The organism is Bizionia sp. M204 (genome assembly GCF_023205095.1).
Classification (GTDB): Bacteria; Bacteroidota; Bacteroidia; order Flavobacteriales; family Flavobacteriaceae; genus Algorimicrobium; species Algorimicrobium hallyeonense.
In genome coordinates this window covers 1210983-1230614 of the sequence record NZ_CP046242.1, presented here as the reverse complement: position 1 = coordinate 1230614, position 19632 = coordinate 1210983, and the positions used below count along the sequence as shown (strand labels likewise).

At 34.7% G+C, this 19632-nt stretch carries 19 protein-coding genes; 14 read left to right on the top strand and 5 right to left on the bottom strand.

Features of this window, described 5'->3' with window-relative positions:
- Window positions 1-139 precede the first annotated feature (139 nt).
- Window positions 140-1252 carry a two-component regulator propeller domain-containing protein gene (locus GMA17_RS05550; RefSeq protein ID WP_248400022.1) on the top strand — a complete coding sequence of 371 codons (1113 nt, stop codon included), beginning with the start codon at window positions 140-142 and terminating at the stop codon, window positions 1250-1252.
- Between the two features lie 116 nt (window positions 1253-1368).
- Window positions 1369-1758 (top strand): VOC family protein, encoded by a 390-nt coding sequence (locus GMA17_RS05545; protein WP_248400020.1) that lies wholly within the window; start codon window positions 1369-1371, stop codon window positions 1756-1758.
- Window positions 1759-2157: 399 nt separating this feature from the next.
- On the opposite strand, the gene GMA17_RS05540 is transcribed toward GMA17_RS05545, so the two are convergent.
- Complete coding sequence (locus GMA17_RS05540; protein WP_248400018.1) at window positions 2158-2673, bottom strand: DUF3124 domain-containing protein; 516 nt, start codon at window positions 2671-2673, stop codon at window positions 2158-2160.
- A 189-nt stretch (window positions 2674-2862) separates the two neighbouring features.
- On the opposite strand from GMA17_RS05540, the gene GMA17_RS05535 reads away from it, so the two are divergent.
- The gene (locus GMA17_RS05535) at window positions 2863-3432 is read left to right on the top strand and encodes a TMEM175 family protein (RefSeq protein ID WP_248400016.1); all 570 of its coding nucleotides are present in this window, start codon (window positions 2863-2865) and stop codon (window positions 3430-3432) included.
- A gap of 130 nt (window positions 3433-3562) precedes the next feature.
- On the opposite strand, the gene GMA17_RS05530 is transcribed toward GMA17_RS05535, so the two are convergent.
- Together GMA17_RS05530 and GMA17_RS05525 are read right to left on the bottom strand one after the other, a co-directional pair.
- Window positions 3563-4279, bottom strand: a complete 717-nt coding sequence (locus tag GMA17_RS05530) for a LytTR family DNA-binding domain-containing protein (protein ID WP_248400014.1) — start codon at window positions 4277-4279, stop codon at window positions 3563-3565.
- The gene (locus GMA17_RS05525) at window positions 4280-5380 is read right to left on the bottom strand and encodes a sensor histidine kinase (protein WP_248400011.1); all 1101 of its coding nucleotides are present in this window, start codon (window positions 5378-5380) and stop codon (window positions 4280-4282) included. It abuts the gene before it with no gap.
- Window positions 5381-5523: 143 nt separating this feature from the next.
- Here GMA17_RS05525 and GMA17_RS05520 point away from each other — a divergent pair, with 143 nt between their 5' ends.
- From GMA17_RS05520 to GMA17_RS05510, 3 genes are all read left to right on the top strand, one after another.
- Window positions 5524-5682: a hypothetical protein gene (locus tag GMA17_RS05520; RefSeq protein WP_248400009.1), complete on the top strand. Its 159-nt coding sequence runs from the start codon at window positions 5524-5526 to the stop codon at window positions 5680-5682.
- Window positions 5675-5908, top strand: coding sequence for a MotA/TolQ/ExbB proton channel family protein (locus GMA17_RS05515; protein WP_248400007.1), 234 nt, complete (start codon window positions 5675-5677; stop codon window positions 5906-5908). The genes GMA17_RS05520 and GMA17_RS05515 overlap by 8 nt, the downstream gene beginning before the upstream one ends.
- 342 nt (window positions 5909-6250) lie before the next feature.
- Window positions 6251-6763, top strand: a complete 513-nt coding sequence (locus GMA17_RS05510) for a DUF3124 domain-containing protein (protein WP_248400004.1) — start codon at window positions 6251-6253, stop codon at window positions 6761-6763.
- 82 nt (window positions 6764-6845) lie between these two features.
- On the opposite strand, the gene GMA17_RS05505 is transcribed toward GMA17_RS05510, so the two are convergent.
- Entirely contained in the window at window positions 6846-8195 is a 1350-nt protein-coding gene (locus tag GMA17_RS05505) for a DEAD/DEAH box helicase (RefSeq protein ID WP_248400621.1), read from the bottom strand.
- Between the two features lie 154 nt (window positions 8196-8349).
- Here GMA17_RS05505 and GMA17_RS05500 point away from each other — a divergent pair, with 154 nt between their 5' ends.
- The 5 genes from GMA17_RS05500 (at window position 8350) to GMA17_RS05480 (ending at window position 15715) form a co-directional block, all read left to right on the top strand.
- On the top strand, window positions 8350-9654 hold the full coding sequence (locus GMA17_RS05500; protein ID WP_248400002.1) for an anthranilate synthase component I family protein: 1305 nt from the start codon (window positions 8350-8352) through the stop codon (window positions 9652-9654).
- 56 nt (window positions 9655-9710) lie between these two features.
- Window positions 9711-11033 (top strand): tRNA lysidine(34) synthetase TilS, encoded by a 1323-nt coding sequence (gene tilS, locus GMA17_RS05495; RefSeq protein ID WP_248400000.1) that lies wholly within the window; start codon window positions 9711-9713, stop codon window positions 11031-11033.
- Window positions 11023-13056 carry a protein-disulfide reductase DsbD gene (locus GMA17_RS05490; protein WP_248399998.1) on the top strand — a complete coding sequence of 678 codons (2034 nt, stop codon included), beginning with the start codon at window positions 11023-11025 and terminating at the stop codon, window positions 13054-13056. Before tilS ends, GMA17_RS05490 begins: the two co-directional genes overlap by 11 nt.
- A 72-nt stretch (window positions 13057-13128) precedes the next feature.
- Window positions 13129-14748, top strand: a complete 1620-nt coding sequence (ade, locus tag GMA17_RS05485) for an adenine deaminase (protein ID WP_248399996.1) — start codon at window positions 13129-13131, stop codon at window positions 14746-14748.
- 1 nt (window position 14749) lies between these two features.
- On the top strand, window positions 14750-15715 hold the full coding sequence (locus GMA17_RS05480) for a YheT family hydrolase (RefSeq protein WP_248399994.1): 966 nt from the start codon (window positions 14750-14752) through the stop codon (window positions 15713-15715).
- A gap of 3 nt (window positions 15716-15718) precedes the next feature.
- Here GMA17_RS05480 and GMA17_RS05475 read toward each other — a convergent pair whose 3' ends face one another.
- A complete protein-coding gene (locus tag GMA17_RS05475) occupies window positions 15719-16696 on the bottom strand; it encodes a nitronate monooxygenase family protein (RefSeq protein ID WP_248399992.1) in 978 nt (325 codons plus the stop codon).
- 166 nt (window positions 16697-16862) lie between these two features.
- Between GMA17_RS05475 and GMA17_RS05470 the strand changes: the two genes are divergently transcribed.
- The 3 genes from GMA17_RS05470 to GMA17_RS05460 all read left to right on the top strand — a co-directional run bounded on the left by GMA17_RS05470 (window position 16863) and on the right by GMA17_RS05460 (window position 19629).
- Window positions 16863-18401: a YifB family Mg chelatase-like AAA ATPase gene (locus tag GMA17_RS05470; RefSeq protein WP_248399989.1), complete on the top strand. Its 1539-nt coding sequence runs from the start codon at window positions 16863-16865 to the stop codon at window positions 18399-18401.
- Between the two features lie 145 nt (window positions 18402-18546).
- Complete coding sequence (locus tag GMA17_RS05465; protein ID WP_248399987.1) at window positions 18547-19059, top strand: hypothetical protein; 513 nt, start codon at window positions 18547-18549, stop codon at window positions 19057-19059.
- A 33-nt stretch (window positions 19060-19092) separates the two neighbouring features.
- Window positions 19093-19629 (top strand): hypothetical protein, encoded by a 537-nt coding sequence (locus tag GMA17_RS05460; protein ID WP_248399985.1) that lies wholly within the window; start codon window positions 19093-19095, stop codon window positions 19627-19629.
- Window positions 19630-19632: the final 3 nt, after the last annotated feature.

Genomic DNA, 19632 nt, shown 5'->3' with positions numbered 1-19632 from the left:
GGTAGGAAGGAAAATGGAATTTAGGATTTAATTGGTTTTCAAACTTCATTAAGACACTTTTTTGACATATTTTTTACATTTCAGACTGCTATAAAGGAATCTTTCATATTAAATTTGAAAAGAAAAATATTCGCCAAAAATGAAAGAAATATACCTAGTATTAAAAATATGCCTAATTGTTTTTAGCTCGTTTCTGTTAACGGCTTGTAACGGACAAACTAAAACATCTGCAAAATCAAATGCTCAGAAACATTCAAATTCCAACATTAGTCATAGCCCAAAAGTAAGTGAGCCAATAAATAGTCCAAATTATGGCGCACCATTTATAAATGAACCACCAGCCAACAGAATTAGCGATTTTGTCCGTAATATTTTTCAAGATAGTAAAGGGAATTTGTGGTTTGGCACAAATGGCGATGGTGTAATTCGTTTTTCTGGAAAATCTTTAGAATATTTTTCTGAAAACGAAGGCTTTAATGGACTTGCAGTACGAGGAATACTTGAAGATGAAGCAGGCAATATCTGGTTTGGAACCGAACGCGGATTAACCAAATATAATGGTGACACCTTTACCAATTTTAATGCGAAGGATGGCTTGTTAAACACGAACATTTGGAGTTTAATTATAGATAGTAAAGGTCTCATTTGGATTGGCACGTTAGGAGGAGCGTACACTTTTAATGGTGAAAAATTCACACCGTTTGTCATACCAGAATCAGAACCAGATGTATTACGAGGTGTTACAAGTAGCAAAATTGTGCATTGTATAATGGAAGATAGCAACGGAAATATGTGGTTTGGAACACCAAGTGGAGCTTATAAATATAATGGAAAAACACTAACACATATTTCAGAAAAAAATGGCTTACCAAACAATTCAATTAACCGCATTTTAGAAGATAAATATCATAATTTTTGGTTTGCAACACACCATAAAGGGGTTAGTCGTTATGATGGAGAAACGTTTACTAATTTTACAGAAAATGGCCTTGTTAGTGGTGATGAAGTCTGGAATATTTATGAAGATTCAAATGGAAATATATGGTTTCCCGCCGAAAACTATGGGGTTTATCGGTATGATGGAGGTACCTTTAAAAATTATTCTAAAACTGATGGCTTGCTAACAAATGCTATTCAATATATGTACGAAGACAAAGAAAGCCGTTTTTGGTTTGGTGGTTGGATGGGGCTTTTTCTTTTTGATGGTACGCACTTTTCAGTTGTTACCAAAAAAGGACCTTGGGGAAATTAACCTATTACAGTGGTATCTTGTATTAAATTAATTTGGTTTGAGAAGAAATTAATTCATGAAATTTGTTTAGCTTTGATAGCTAACTATTTACAAAACAACCACTAAAACAAAATAATATGGCACCTAAAAATCCTGTAGTTTGGTTCGAAATTTATGTTAACGACCTCAAAAAAGCACAAAAATTTTATGAACAGGTTCTAAACCTTAAATTAATGGATCTTCCCATGCCAGATAGTGCGGGTGATGGTATGCAAATGATGGCGTTTCCTATGGAAATGGAACAAGATGGCGCTAGTGGTGCATTAGTAAAAATGCCGGGTTTTGAATCAGGTAAAAACTCCACAATTATTTATTTCCGAAGTGAGGATTGTTCCATTGAAGAAGCACGTGTAGCGGAAGCAGGAGGGACCGTATTTCAATCCAAACAATCTATTGGCGATTATGGCTTTATGGTAATGGCTCAAGATTTGGAAGGTAATATGTTTGGTATTCACTCTCAAAAGTAGAAAGAGGCGTTATTTAGAAAGCATTTTAGTTCAAGCATTCAGAAACAAATAGGACTATGGACACTAGATGTTTTAATAGTCGTAACACGGATTAAGAACTTTATGGTTATGTTATTTGTAACCCTTGTTAAAAGGATTTAAAATTGTTCACAGACAAAACCATAGATAAGCTTATTTTAAAATTTACCAAACCAGCTTACAAAATAGAAATCACCGAGAGATTACATTTGATTGAAAGTTTAAAAATAAAAAAATAAACTAATAGATATTCTAAACACTTTAGAAAAATGATTTATTCTGAAATTTTGTAATGTCTAATTATCCACGAGCTCATTATAAAAATCCGACTTTTAATAGTGTGTTTTTAATGTAATTTTTAACAAAAGTACGATCTCAATATTATTCAAAATAAACCCCTTCCGTTACAAATGAAAAAGATTTACTTCCTAAACCACCAATCATTACAGCTTGAAATAGCGGATTTAACTTGGTGTTCCCATACCATTCCACCACAAAGTTAGCACCAGAACCACCAGATACATCCTCCTCATCCACAACATACTCCAACGTTTCAAACGTACTTAAATAAATAGGCGATTTTATATAACTCCTAACAAATTTTCCTTCCGTATTGAAATAATCAATTCTACTAATAAACAGGGTGTCAGTTTCACTCGTATTATGAATACTTAATGTAGATGTTAGCTGCGTTCTATCATTTCGCGTACGCTGATAAATGTTAGAATAAACGGGAACATATACTTTTTTCGTGACCAAATCACCGTTTGATTTTTCGACCTGTTTAGGCACCTGATGTTCATTAGAAATTATTTCACGCTCCTTGCTAGACGATTTTTTATCGCATGAGACAAATAAGATGAATAAAACTGAAAAAAGGACGATAGTAGATTTCATGGTAACAGGGTTTTCAATGAAATGGTTAACATTACTTACAAATATAAAGAACATTTAATTATAATTTTTAAAGATTTCTGTTTCTAGAACGGAAATAAAACAAAGGACCTGGAGGCTTGTAATTTATAAGCCTGCCACACAAATAAAGCGCGAATTTTATTAGCTTTGGTATTTCAATTATTATATGTTATGAAAACAAGCAGGTTAGAAGCTTTTAGTGACGGTGTCATGGCCATTATTATTACCATTATGGTTTTAGAGTTAAGTGCACCGGAAGGAACAGATTTTCAATCGCTTTTGGCTAAAGCTCCCGTTTTTATTAGTTATGTTGCTAGTTTTATTTATGTTGGTATATATTGGAATAACCACCATCATCTGTTTCAAATTACACAAAAAGTAAACGGTAAAACATTATGGGCCAATTTGCATTTACTCTTTTGGCTCTCCTTAATTCCGTTTACTACAGCGTGGATTGGTGATAATTACGAAGCTAAGCTACCCATAATTTCCTATGGCGTGGTTTTACTTGGTAATGCCATTGCCTATTTTATTTTGCAAAGTGTTATTATAAAATCGCACGACGATGCTTTTCCTCTTAAAAAAGCCATTGGAACGGATGGTAAAGGAAAAATTTCTATAGTATTTTATTGCCTTGGTATAGGTTTAGCCTTTATAAGTACGTGGTTATCCATTGCATGTTATGTTATAGTTGCCATTATGTGGCTCATTCCAGATACGCGGATTGAGAAAAATATTTAAGCGTTATAGCCAACGCTATTTTCTCTTGGGCGTTTTGGTGAATATAAAAGAATCTTAAGTTATTTTAAAGAGCAGCGCTACCAAATCATATACGAGCCAAAAATATATTAAACAGCAAATTCAAACAACTTTAAAACTGTTCCAATAGGTCTAAAACCGATTTTTTATAACTTCTACTAATAGTTAAAGCTTGGTCCTGAATCACAACATGTTCATTGGTAAAAGATGTGATTTGTTTAATAGCGATAATATAAGATCGATGGATCCTAATAAATTGTTTACTTGGCAGTTTGGCTTCAATAGCACTAATAGTTTCGCGTGTTACAATGGTTTCATTGGCTAGGTGAATTTTTATATAATCGCTAAAACTTTCAATATAAATAATAGCTTCAAAATCAATTTTAATCATGCGTCTGTCTGATCTTACAAACATAAACGCATGCAATTCTGTAGTGGACATTAACGCGTTTTCTTGGGTAGCATACACATCAAAATAAGTGTTCACCGCTTTTAGTAAGCGTATAAACGAAATGGGCTTTAATAAATAATCAACAGCTTGCAATTCAAAACCTTCTACAGCATAATCGCGATAAGCCGTGGTAAAAATAATTTTAATGTTTTTATTGATGGATTTGGCAAATGAGATACCCGAAATATCGGGCATATTAATATCCAAAAACACTAAATCAATTTTATGATTGCTAATTACCTGAAAAGCTTCCATGGCATGACTGCAACTAGCAATGACATCTATGGCTTCAATTTTTGAAAGGTGAGCGCTAATAATATCGCGCGCCATAGCTTCATCATCAACAATTAGACAGGCTATGTTTTTCTGGGATCGCAATTAATTAGATTTTAAGGTTAAATGAACTTTATATAAATCATCGGTGTCTAAAATAGTTAAATTATAATGGTCTTTATAGAGTAAATCTAAACGTTTCTGAATATTCTGTAAACCAATACCATCTTGGGAATTTTCAATTTTAGCTTGCGTGTTTTCTATGGAAAAAATAATCTCCTCTTGTTTAACGGTCAGGTCTATGTTTATAGTTAACTTTCCTGATTTTAAACCTCCATGTTTAAAACTGTTTTCTACAAATGGCAATAGAAGCATGGGTGCAATTTTTGTCGTTTCAAGAATATGGCAGTAATTAAATGTCACGGCTAATGTATCATTAAAACGCAAATTTTCAAGGGCAATATAATCTTCTATATGCTGTATTTCTTGTGTTAAAAGAACAAAAGGTTTATCTACTTGATATAATAAGTAATCTAGTAAATTGGAAAGTTTCAAGATCATTTCGGGTGTTTCATCTGCCTTTTTTAATGCAAAACCATACATAGTATTCAGAGTGTTAAATAAGAAATGCGGATGGATTTGCATCTTTAAATAATGCAACTCTTGTTCCTTTAGTTTTAATTGGGTTCCCAAAATTTTAGTTTCCAACACTTTGGTTTCTTCGGTGTGTTTTAAATTAAGCTGGAGCAACTTAAAAGCACTAACTAAAATAACTACTAAATAAACGCCAGAGGTGATAATAAATATATTCCGAGTCACGGGATTCATAGCCTCATATTCAAAATTGGCTAAATATATTAAACTGAAAAATATAGAAACCATAATTAAATATCCAGAAATAATTAGGGTATATAGGCTATATAAGGCAAACTGCAAATAGCGCTTTGATACTAAATAACCTGGAATTAATTTATAAACGGAAATATAAGTTGTGGCAATAGTAATAGGCATGATAAAGAGTGAAAACAAAAACGTATCATTAAAATTCTCATTTTTGCCACTAAAGAATTTTGTAAAAAACAACAACACACAACACCAAAAAACGAGATGTAGTAAAAAACGCAGAAGTGCTTTTAAAATGGATTTTTTTGTAAACATATAAGTAAATAAACATACAATAATACAACGTTTTTCATGCGTTTTCATATTTTGTAGACGAATAACAGGTTTAGAGCTGGTTTCAACATGACGGTTATAATGAGGTCTAAATTGGTCATCCACCGCATTTTTAAGATTTCACTTGAAATGCAACTTATGTTTGTACCATGTTTAACTAAAACCATTTGTTTATGATATTATTAACTTTATTACTCATAAATCCTTTTTCCGAAGGTGGACCCATCATGATGTCCTTAATTACCATTTGTTTAATTATTTCTATTGTTTTTTTAATCAGAGGATTCAGTAGTTTAAAATCCAACGTTAATCTATCCAAAAAAATTGGTTAAGTTAGCAGCAGACAGTAGTTTGCTAGGTTTAGTATTAGGTTTTTTGGCATCTATAATCGGATTAATTACCGCCTTCGACTCTGTTCAAGCCATGGGTGATCCAGATCCGGCTATTTTTGCAGGAGGCTTAAAAGTATCGCTGTTAACCGCTGGTTTTGGTTTGCTGACATTTATAATTGCAAGAATTGGTATTCTATTATTAAAAGGATTGCAAAAAGAGGTTTAGTGCCATTTCATCTTATTAAAGATTTTTAAAAGCGACTTTCGGGTCGCTTCTTTAGTTTTCAAAGAATTGTAATTTATTGATTTATAGGTCATTTTATAAAAATTTACAATGAAAATTTTGGCAGTTAGCAAAAATTGAAGATATTTATAGTTATGATTATAGCAAATAGATACTAATCATGTTGATTTTTAAAGCGACTTATTATGGTTTAAGTTATTGTTAGGAAGGTTTTAAAAGGATACAAGATTATTTATGGATCCCTTGCCCGAAATGGTGAGGGATTTTTTTTAAAAATTAAAAAAGCTATTTGTATATTGCTTCCACATTAATTTCTGCTTTCGTATGAAACGTATTTATATCTGTGTATTCTTAAGTTTTGTTTGTTTATTTTCTTGTAATGAAAAACAAGACCCAGACGATTTTCATGCAGAAAACTGGAATAAAAGACGTAAAGATATTACTGCGAAAGACGTGTTGGAGTATGGAAAAACCTATCTTTCCATTTACTCCCAAATCTACAGCATGTCTCAGCATAAAACGCATAATTTAACGGCTATGGCTAGCATGCGAAACACCAGCGATTCAGATACTATTTATATAGTTAGTGCCAAATATTATGATTCTCATGGCAAATTAATTCGCACCTATTTTGATAAACCAATATATTTGGCACCTTTAGAAACTACGGAAGCTATCATTGATGAAGTAGACGTAACAGGAGGTACAGGTTCTAATTTTATATTTGAATGGCGTAAGCCTAAAGAGGCACCAGAACCTTTATTTGAAGGTGTTATGAATTCTACTTTAGGTCAGCAGGGTTTATCGTTTACAACCGTTGGGAAACGTATTAAATAAAAATCCCTTTATAAGAAAGAATCTTATATATTAACTTAAGGTCATTTTTAAGGTTGCTAATGGCAAATAAGAGCGAAGCTTCTTACTTTTTATTCCGCTTATTATAATTCTTATCACCACGCGTCTTTGGCTTTTTATATTTGGCCGCAATTTTAAATTTATACGAACCACCTAGATTTTCTTTACTATTTTTCTCTTTCTTTTCATGAAATGCGGGACCTGGCGCATCTTCATCACGTAATTTTAGCGGATTATTTCGTTCTAAAATTTGAGGACGTTCTTCTTCTAATAAATCTGTAGAAATAGCAACATTTTCTGGGAATTCAATTTCTGGAATTGTCATTTGCATCAAACCCTCTATACGTTCTAAAGCTTCTTGTTCTTTTTCAGTATAAAAAAGTATGGATTTACCTTCACGTTCGGCACGACCTGTTCTACCAATGCGGTGCATGTAATTTTCAGGGAAATTGGGTGTATCAAAATTGATAACGTGAGACACATTATCAATATCCAAACCACGAGCCATAACATCGGTTGCCACCAAAATCCTATTGTCCCCAGCACGAAACTGCTCAATACTTCGTAAACGGTAATTTTGAGTTTTATTGGAATGGATTACGCATAATTCATCGTGGAAATTTTCATCCAGCGCATCAAATAACCGATCTGCCATTTTCTTAAAACCGACAAAAATCAACACTTTATTAAAGGTTTCGGTGTCTTTTAAAATTTCTTTTAGCAAATTTAACTTCGTATAGAAATTGGGAACGGCATATTTATGTTGATCAATATTTTCTAAAGGGGTTCCAGAAACGGCAATGGAAACACGTTTTGGTGCTATAAAAAAGTCATTTATTAACGCGTCCACATCTTCCGTCATTGTAGCCGAAAACATTATGTTCTGACGACGTTCAGGTAGAATATCAAAAATATTTATTAACTGATGCCTGAAACCTAAATCTAGCATGACATCTACTTCATCTATTACTAATTTCTGAATGGTTTTTAATTGCAACACACGACTAACGGCTAAATCATACAAGCGTCCTGGAGTGGCTACAATAATATCAATACCTTCGGCAACAGCACGTTTTTGGGCATTAATGTTCACGCCACCATAAACACCCAATACCCGGACATTTATGTATTTGGCTAATTTTTCAATTTCATCAACTACCTGAACTACTAATTCTCGCGTAGGCACCATTACCAAAACACGTGGACTTTCTTGTTCGGAGTATTTTAAACCCCTTAAAATTGGCAACATATAGGCAAAGGTTTTACCGGTACCAGTTTGGGCAATCCCAACCACATCAGATCCTGAAGCAACTACATTAAAGGCTTCAGCCTGAATAGGTGTTGGATTGGTAAAGCCTAAATCGTCTAATGCGTTGTATAAAGGCGTATTTAATTTTAAATCTTGAAAGGTAATTGCGTCCAAAGGTTTCTGTTTTAGGCTACAAAGGTAAATGTTTTATATGTCTTATGCTTTATGGCTTTGCAACTTTATAAATTGTTATGATACATACCATAGTTCTGCTTTTTTATCCAATGAAATTTTCGGTACTTTGTAAATAACTTTTTTATTGAGAAAAAACCACACATATCAACCCCAAGACATCCAAGTCTTTAAAAATAAGTTACTGCTTTGGAGTCAGCAATTCCGTGAGGTTTTGTGGTTAGATTCTAATACTTACACACAAACGCATAGCAGTTATGATGCTGTTTTAGCTGTGGATGCTTTTACTAGTATTCAAACGGATTATATAGATGCATTTCAGAAATTAAAAGAGTATCAAACCATAACTAACGATTGGATTTTTGGGTATTTAACCTATGATTTAAAAAACACAACAGAACCCTTAAAATCTGAAAACTTTGATGGATTACAATTTCCAGACTTGTGTTTCTTTCAGCCTAAAAAATTATTTTTAATCAAAGGAAATCAAGTGGTCTTGCAGTATCTGAATATGGTGGATGATGAGATAGAAGCAGATCTGGAAGCTATTAAAAAAGTAGAAGAATTTCATTCTAATCGCGATGAAAATGTATTAGATAATCCCATCAAAATTAAAATGAGGATTACCAAAGATGCTTATTTTGAAAAGGTGAATAATATGCTGGCTCATATTCATCGTGGCGATATTTATGAAGCTAATTTCTGTCAGGAGTTTTATGCGGAAGACACCCAAATAAAGCCATTAGCCATTTATAACAATCTGAATGCGATTTCAAAACCACCTTTTGCTACTTTCTTAAAATTAGATGATAAATATTTGTTGTCAGCCTCGCCTGAACGCTATTTGAAAAAATCAGGACAAACGGTTATTTCGCAACCTATAAAAGGAACCGCCAAACGGTCTGGAAATGAAGAAGAAGATACCTCACTTAAAAATCAGTTAATAAATGATGTTAAAGAGCGTAGCGAAAATATCATGATCGTGGATTTAGTCCGAAATGATTTATCTAAAACGGCAATTAAGGGAAGCGTTCACGTATTGGAATTGTGTAAAATTTACAGTTTTCAACAAGTTCATCAAATGATTTCAACCATTCAAAGTACGGTTTCAGAAAGCACAAATCCTATCCATATTATTGAATCCACATTTCCTATGGGAAGCATGACAGGTGCACCTAAAATTTCGGCCATGCGCATTATTGAAAACCTTGAAGAAACAAAGCGTGGCTTATATTCCGGTGCTGTTGGTTATATGACACCTCAAGGTGATTTTGATTTTAATGTGGTGATACGAAGTATACTTTACAACGGCAGAAATCAGTATGTGTCGTATTCTGTTGGTGGTGCCATTACAGCTAAAAGCAATCCGTTAAATGAATACGAGGAGTGCCTCATAAAAGCCAAAGCTATGCGCGACGTTTTGGAGGCTTAAAAGGATTACGAATAGTTCTTTTAAAAGTGTAAATTTGACGTATTATTGAAAATTATATGACACAAATTGATTTTGAAAATCATATCCACCAAGTATTTCCTTTTTTAGCTAAAAGCCGGATTTTAATTGCTATTTCTGGAGGAATGGATAGTGTGGTTCTAACCCGTGTTTGCCATAAAATGAATTTAAACATTGCTTTGGCACATTGTAATTTCAATTTACGCGGAACTGAAAGTGATGCGGATGAAGAATTTGTTTTAGAGTTAGCCGAAGATTTAGATTTAGAAGTGTTTATAGAAAGTTTTGAAACCGGAACCTACGCTACAGAAAATAATATCTCTATTCAAATGGCTGCGCGCGAATTACGTTATGCCTGGTTTCAAGAATTGGCAGATCAATTACAATTCGATTATATTTTAACAGCCCATCATGCCGATGATAACTTGGAAACCTTTTTCATAAATCTCATGCGTGGAACTGGTTTAGATGGTTTAACAGGCATTCCTGAAACAAATGGTAAGCTTGTTAGACCTTTATTACCGTTTTCACACAACGAATTACAAGTGTTTGCAAAAGGTGAAAAAATGTCGTGGCAGGAAGATAGTACCAATGCATCCACCAAATACCTTCGGAATAAATTACGACATGATATCATTCCTGTTTTAAAGGAAATGAATCCGCAATTCCTTCAAAATTTTCAAAAAACACAAGTTCACTTACAAGAGTCGGCTGAAATTATTGATGACGCCTTGGTTCGAATTCAGAAAATAATAGTTTACACAACAGATAATAGTTTTCAGTTGGATGTAAAAAAATTACAACAATTATCCAATCCGAAAGTCTATTTATACCAGCTACTTAAAGATTTTCAGTTTACAGAATGGGATGATGTGTATCAATTATTATTTGCACAATCCGGAAAATTTGTTCTGTCAAAAACACATAGGTTGCTTAAAGATAGAACCACTTTAATTTTAACAGAATTACCAATAAATATTGCGGAAACATCAGTTGTTTTACAAGAAAATGATTCTGAATTGGCACTTCCCATTGGTCGTTTAACAATTGAAAATACCACGAAAATTGATGAAATTTCAGCTACAGTATTATATGTTGATAAAGATTTGTTAAAATATCCTTTAACAGTAAGAAAATGGGAAAAAGGCGACTATTTTTACCCTTTTGGGATGGATGGTAAAAAGAAATTGAGTAAATTTTTTAAAGATGAAAAATTGTCTTTACCCGAAAAAGAACAAGCCTGGTTATTATGTACCAATAAGCAAATTGTTTGGGTTATTGGTTTACGCGCCGATAACCGATTTAAAGTAACTAACGAAACGAAACCTATATTAAAAATTAGTCTCCATAATGAAACGTAATTTAATTCTATTTACAACGCTTCTTATTACTGTGTTTTCAGTACATGCCCAAATTTTAAACCCCGTAAAATGGACAGGAAAAACTGAAAAACTATCAGAAACCGAATACAATTTAATTTTTGAGGCAACCATTGAAGATAAATGGCATTTATACTCTCAAGACTTACCAGATGGTGGACCAACGCCAACCGAATTTATTTTCGACACCATTGACCAAACAGATAATTATAAACTGATTGGTAATGTTGTGGAGAGTAAGTATATCATTGCTTTTGATAAGGTGTTTGAAATGGATTTAAACTACTTTGACAGGGAAGCTACTTTCACTCAAAAAATTCAACTTTTAAATCCAAATTTAAAATCCATTACCGGAACCATCGATTTCCAGGCTTGTGATGATATGCGTTGCATTTATCAACAGAAATCTGTTACATTTAATTTGGACAACACCACCATGGAAGATGCCATTCCTGTTATGAATGAGAATTCCGGACTTTCAAACATTTTAAATTTAAATGAATCTAAAACAGAAGTGTCGCCAGATTATACGGTTTTGGATTCGGAAGTAGAAAACGAATCCAAAGGTCTATGGGTAACGTTTTTTACGGCTTTCTTTTTAGGGTTTTTGGTATTACTAACACCGTGTGTGTTTCCAATGATTCCTATGACGGTAAGTTTCTTTACCAAGCAAAGTAAAACAAGAGGTCAAGGGATTAGAAATGCGTTGCTATACGGTTTCTTCATTATTGTAATTTACACACTCTTAGGTACAGCTATTTCCGCTATTTTTGGAAGTAATGCTATGTATGAATTTTCAACAGGTGTTATATTTAATACCATCATGTTTTTAGCTTTATTGATTTTTGCTTTCTCCTTTTTAGGAGCTTTTGAAATTATGTTACCAAATTCTTGGGTCAACAAAGTAGATACTGGTGCCAATAGAGGTGGAGTGGTAGGTATTTTCTTTATGGCTTTAGCATTGGCGGTTGTGTCGTTTTCATGTACCTTCCCTATTGCAGGAACAGCTTTGTTAGATGCAGCAACTAAAGGTGGTATTGCACCAATTATTAGTATGCTAGGTTTTTCATCAGCAATAGCGTTACCATTTGCTTTATTCGCATTTTTCCCGAGTTGGTTAAATTCCATGCCAAAATCGGGTGGTTGGTTGAATACTGTTAAAGTGACTTTAGGGTTTTTAGAATTAGCATTTGCTTTCAAATTCCTGTCTATGGTGGATTTAGTACTCGAATGGCACATGTTAACCCGTGAGGTATTTTTAGCCATCTGGATTGCTATTTTTGGTACACTAGGTTTATATTTATTAGGGAAAATTAAATTACCACACGATTCGCCTTTACCACATATTTCCGTTGGTCGTTTATGTATGGCATTGTTAGCTTTATCGTTTACGGTTTATATGATTCCAGGACTCTGGGGAGCACCAGTGGAACTTATTAGTGGTTTTCCACCACCAATGAGCACTAATAGTGAATCGCCCTATGGTGTTGGAAATACCAAACCAGCTTTGTATTCCAGTGGAACAGGTACAGCGGTTGAACTTCCAGAGCATGCACATTATGGACCAAATAACTTAATAGCATTTCATGACTATGATCAAGGTTTAGCTTATGCCAAGAAAGTGAACAAACCTGTAATGCTGGATTTCACCGGATTAACTTGTGTTAATTGCCGAAAAATGGAAGAGCAAGTTTGGGTAAAGGAGCATGTTTTTAATGTGTTAAATAATGACGTGGTATTGATTTCATTATATGTTGATGATAGAAAAAAGCTACCTAAAGACGAACAATATGAATCTGAATTAACAGGAAATAATGTCACAACTTTTGGCCATAAATGGTTGGAATTTCAACAAGTGCGTTACAATACCAACGCACAACCTTTATATGTAATTCAGGACACTGACGGAAACGATATTAGCAAGGCTGTAGGTTACATGCCAGATGCCGATGAATATTACGATTGGTTAAAAGCAGGTGTAAAACGATTTAAACAAAAACAATAAGTACTTAAAAATCAAGCGAGACTCGTTCTCGCTTTTTTTATTTAAAATAAGTAGCTTTACCGAAACGACTTTATGAAAATTCAAGGACAGATTGTAGATATACCCAATAAGCGTATTTTTTCGGGTGAAATTACCGTAACAAACGGCAAAATTTCAGCTATCGAAGAAGTGTCTCATAACATACAACAGTTTATCTTACCAGGATTTGTGGATGCGCATATTCATATTGAAAGTTCTATGTTGGTACCCAGTGAATTTGCTAGGATAGCCGTAAACCATGGAACAATAGCAACCGTTTCCGATCCGCATGAAATAGCTAATGTTTTGGGAGTAGAAGGTGTGGAATTCATGATTAAAAACGGGAAGCAAACACCATTCAAATTTAATTTTGGTGCACCATCTTGCGTGCCAGCAACCACCTTTGAATCCGCAGGAGCTGTAATTGATTCGGAAGGAATTAAAACCTTAATGGCCAATCCAGATATTAGCTATTTAGCCGAAATGATGAATTATCCAGGGGTTTTGTTTGATGATGACGAGGTGCTTAAAAAAATAGCTTGGGCAAAACACTACAACAAACCCATAGATGGTCATGCGCCAGGTTTACGTGGTGATGATTTAACAAAATATATCAACGCAGGCATAACCACCGACCATGAATGTTTTACCTATGAGGAAGGGTTAGAGAAACTCAAAAAAGGTATGAAAGTCTTAATCCGAGAGGGGAGTGCTGCTAAAAATTTTGAAGCGTTAATTGATTTGTTACCAGAACATTACGAAAACATGATGTTTTGTAGCGATGATAAGCATCCAGACGATTTATTACTTGGTCATATTAATCAATTATGTGCGCGTGCCATTGCCAAAGGCTTTGATGTATTTCAAATATTACAAATGGCCTGTATAAATCCCGTAAAGCATTATAATTTATCAGTCGGCTTATTGCAAGTAAATGATGCAGCCGATTTCATTGTTGTGGAAGATTTAAGTCACTTTAAAACGCTTAAAACGGTTATTAATGGTGAGGTGGTTTTTGAAAACGGACAATCGCTTATTCCACATACAGAATTCGAAATACTTAATAATTTCATTACATCTAAAAAGCAGGTGTCCGATTTTAGAATCGAATCTTCAGCCAAACAGATTCGCGTTATTGAAGCTTTGGAAGGGCAACTGGTAACCAATGAGCTTATTGAAGATGCGTTAATTGAAAACGGAAACTTAATCTCAAATATTGAAAAAGATATTTTAAAAATGACGGTTGTAAATCGCTATAATAATGATGAACCGTCTATGGCCTTTATTAAAAACTTCGGATTAAAATCTGGTGCCATTGCCAGTTCTGTTGGTCATGATTCCCATAATATTATTGCCGTTGGTGCGACCGATGAAGCCATTTGCAAAGCTGTGAATGTAATTATTGAAAACAAAGGTGGAATTTGTGCCGTTTCAGATACTGATAGTCACATTGTTTCCTTACCCGTTGCTGGTATCATGAGCAATCAAGATGCCAAAACCATTGGGGAAGCTTATGGCAAATTAGATAAAATAGCTAAACAATTAGGCAGCACATTAAATGCACCTTATATGACCTTGAGCTTTATGGCATTATTGGTAATTCCGTCCTTAAAATTGAGTGACAAAGGCTTATTTGATGGAAATACGTTTAAATTTACACCTTTAGAAGTTTAATATGCCCATACTAGAATCCACCTATAAACCACCTTATTTTTTCAGAAAAGGCTTTGTGGCCACTGTTTATTCAGGATTAATCCGAAAAGTTGAAGGCATTGTCCAAAAACGCGAACGGCTCACCTTATCCGATGGCGATTTTTTAGATTTGGATTGGAGTTATGCTGATGAAAAAACAGATAAGCTTATCATTATTTTGCATGGTATGGAAGGTAGCGCTCAACGTGCTTATGTTACTGGAACAGCCAAGCTGTGTAATGAGAATAAAATAGATGCGTTATCGGTTAATTTCCGTGGATGTTCCGGTGAAGATAATTTGCATTTTCAATCCTATCATTCAGGAGCCACAGCGGATTTACAGGATGTTATTACCCATGTTATTGGCACAAAAGCATATTCGGAAATTTATATTAAGGGTATTAGTCTTGGTGGAAATGTTACTCTAAAATATTTAGGAGAATCCACAAACATTCCCACTGAAGTTAAACGAGGAATAGCCGTGTCAGTTCCGTGTTATTTAGCTGGTTCTGCTAAAGAGTTGCATACTCTTAAAAATTTTCCGTTTCATGAAAAATTCAAACGTGATTTAATCAATAAATTACGGGTTAAAAGCGAAAATCATCCGGATAAAATTTCGCCTAAAGATTTAAAAGAAATTAAAACGTTATACGATTTCGATAATTTTTATACCGCTAAAGCTCATGGTTTTAAAGATGGTTCCGATTATTATGAGAAAAGTAGTTCGCTGCAATTTCTTCCAAATATTAAGATTCCTACTTTAATTATTAATGCGCTCAATGATTCCTTTTTATCACCTGAATGCTATCCAGTTAAAGAAGCGATAAATAACCCAAATTTATTTTTAGAAATGCCCAAACATGGTGGTCACATGGGCTTTATCCAAACCCGTGGTTATTATTATAATGAACTTCGGACTTTGGAGTTTATTCGTAAAAATTCGCAATAATCCTTACTTATAAATTTCCAAGTAATTCGTTTGTTCCTCAAGAGCCGAAATAAATTCACTTTTAAGTGCTTTCACCAATTCAGAAACATGAGGTGCATTTTGAATATTAGTAACCCCTTGTCCAGCGGACCAAATCGTTTTCCATGCTTTTGCATCATCTTTATGAGCTGTTAATTCTTCACCAAAATCTACTTTTTTCTCACGTGTTAACATCTCTTCGGTGATTCCCATGGCTTTTATGCTTGGTCCTAAAAAGTTGGCAGCAACACCAGAAATAGCGGCTGTATAAACAATATCATCAGCGCCAGCATCAATAATCATATCCCGATATTCTTGAGGTGCTTTACTTTCTTGCGTATTAATAAATCGGGTTCCCATATAGGCTAAATCGGCACCCATTTGTAAGGCAGATGCTATATCTCGTCCTGTGCTTATGGTTCCTGCTAGCAAAATGGTTTTCTTAAAGAAGCGTTTAATTTCTGCAATTAAGGGCATCGGGTTAATAGTTCCTGCATGACCACCAGCTCCGGCGGAAACGAGAATAAGCCCATCTACACCAGCTTCGGCAGCTTTTTCTGCATGCCGTTTTTTAATAATATCATGAAATACTAATCCGCCATAACTATGAACAGCATCAACCAGTTCTGAAACAGCACCTAAAGATGTAATAATTAATGGTACTTTGTGTTTAATACATAGTTCTAAATCGGCTTGTACACGTGGATTTGTATTATGAACAATCAGATTCACACCAAATGGTGCTGCTTTTTTTCCTGTTTCTTGTTCAAATTTGGCAAGTGCGGTTTTAATTTCTACCAGCCATTCTTCAAAACCTTCGCTCGTACGCTGATTTAAAGCAGGAAACGTTCCAACAATGCCATTTTTACAACATTCAATGACTAATTGTGGTCCAGAAATTAAAAACATAGGTGCCGCAACAGCAGGCAATGTTAAGTCTTTTATAAACGATGCTTTACTCATTTTTTGTGTGTTTTGATTGCATACCAAATATAAATAAAATCTGCTCATTAGGCTTGAATTGACGACTTAAGAGTTTGCTAATTCGTCATAATTATCAACATATTTCTAAAATTTAGTTGCCACATTACTCATTGTTTTTTCATACATTTAAGGAAATCAAGCAATTATGCTAAAAAAAGTTTTTGGAAGTGCGGTATTTGGCGTTGAAGCGACAACCATAACCGTAGAGGTAAATGTGGATAAAGGCGTTGGCTATCATTTGGTAGGTTTACCGGATAATGCTATTAAAGAAAGTAATTTCCGAATTGCTGCTGCGCTTCAAAACAATGGTTATAAAATTCCCGGCAAAAAAATAATTATAAATATGTCGCCTGCCGACTTACGGAAGGAGGGAAGTGCCTACGATTTAACCCTAGCTATGGGAATTCTAGCCGCCACCAACCAAATAAAAGCAGACGATTTAGAAGCTTATTTAATTATGGGTGAATTATCTCTTGATGGAACCTTGCAACCCATAAAAGGCGCTTTACCCATTGCCATAAAAGCACACGAAGAAGGTTTTAAAGGGTTTATTCTTCCCAAACAAAATGCCAAAGAAGCTGCCATTGTTTCCGGATTGAATGTTTACGGTGTAGATACCATTACACAAGTTATAGACTATTTTGATAAAGGTGAACCACTAGAACAAATTATAATAGACGTCAAGGAAGAGTTTAATAAAAGTCTTAATTTCCCGGAGTTTGATTTTGCTGATGTAAAAGGTCAAGAAGGTATTAAACGTTGTATGGAAATTGCCGCAGCTGGTGGTCATAATATTATTTTAATTGGTCCTCCAGGCGCTGGTAAAACCATGCTTGCAAAACGGTTACCAAGCATACTTCCTCCAATGACATTGAGTGAGGCTTTGGAAACCACCAAAATTCATTCCGTCGTTGGTCGTGTTAAAGAAAATACGGGTTTAATGGCGCAACGCCCTTTTAGAAGTCCGCATCATACCATATCAAATGTCGCTTTAGTGGGAGGAGGTAGCTATCCGCAACCAGGCGAAATTTCCATGTCGCACAACGGTGTGTTGTTTCTAGATGAATTACCAGAATTTAAACGCGAGGTTTTAGAGGTTATGCGTCAGCCGTTAGAAGATCGGGAAGTTACCATTTCCAGAGCCAAATTTACCGTTACCTATCCATCATCCTTTATGTTGGTGGCGAGTATGAATCCGAGTCCGAGTGGTTATTTTAACGATCCTAATGCGCCTGTAACATCATCACCTGCCGAAATGCAACGATATTTAAGTAAAGTGTCTGGACCGTTATTAGACAGAATAGATATTCATATTGAAGTGACACCAGTACCTTTTGAAAAATTATCTGATGAACGCAAAGGCGAAGCATCTGTAGAAATCAGAAAACGGGTTACTGCAGCCAGAGAAAAACAAACAGAACGTTTTGTGGATTCGGATAGCGTGCATTATAATGCGCAAATGAATGTGAAGCAAATTCGGAAATATTGTAAACTGGATGCTGCTTCCAAAGAATTATTAAAAACAGCCATGGAACGTTTGAATTTGTCCGCTCGCGCTTATGATAGGATTTTAAAAGTTTCCAGAACCATTGCCGATTTAGAAGCTAGTCCGTCTATAAATGGTTCCCACATTAGCGAAGCCATTCAATACCGTAGTTTAGATCGCGAGGGTTGGTTAGGTTAAGTGAAAATTTTCTGACAGTTTGAAGGCTAATCGCCAATAAATAGGATAGTTGAAAAATGAAATTAAATCATTTTATTTCTAGAAAAACAAAGTCTATTTCATTCTTTTTTATATTTTTAAGACCTATTAATCAAACTAACCAAAAATGAAAAATGTATCCTTATTAATTATTGGTGCCATCATTGGCGCTTTAGCTACTTATTATTTCTGTCCTAATTGCGCTGGTCATGATGATGTGGTGGAAGGTATTGTTAAGCCTGCAGGTGTTATTACACCCGAAGAAGCTAAAACTTTAGACATTGCTTTTAACACGCGACACCAATTAATTAGCGAGCAAATTGTTATGCGTCCAGACAACCGATCGGCTTGGTGGTCTTTAGAAGATGTACGAAATTACCTAAAATATGCAGAAAATCAATCCCATGAATTAGGTTACAGAATGGATGGTGTGCGTTTGTATTTAGGTGCCTATCCAGATACCAATGAAGAAGGCGTTGGTTACACCACCATGTTTTTTGTACCAACAGGTATGCAAGCCTTATCAGAAGGTTCTAGTATGCCGTTTCATTTTAAACGCCAAGGCGGTGACATTCCTGGAGGTGATGGCTTGAATATGGGAAGTTCTGGTCATCCGCCAAATTCTAACTATCCCCAATAAACATGTAATTATTAACCCTTAAATATTTAAATTATGAAAAATTATTTTAATTTGAAATCCGTATGTATGTATGTATGTATGTTGTTTATTAGCTTCAGTTGTACTACTGATGATTCTAAATCTGCTGAAAATGATAATGATGCGTTGTCATCTAGTAAATTTAAGGCACCTCCAGGTCTTATTTCACCTGAACGTGCGCAAGAATTAAATGATAATTGGAGCGCCACAAGAGCCAATGCCATTCAAGCAGCTATTGGTAAACCAGATAACAGATCTGCAAATTTTTCTCTTCAAGACATGAGAGATTATTTGGACTATGCTGAAAATCAAGCTCAAGATTTAGGCTATGATATGAATGGCGTCCGCATTTATTTTGCAGCTTATGGCGAACATGAAACTAATGGCAAAGCAGGTTATGCCACCGTATTTTTAGTGCCTACGGGACGTAAGAATGTATCAGAAGCCAGTATGATTCCATTTCTGATTGAAGGTGATGGTGACATTCCTGGAGGTGATGGCTTGAATATGGCAGGCACTGGAAATCCACCAAGTGCCAATTATCCACAATAACCA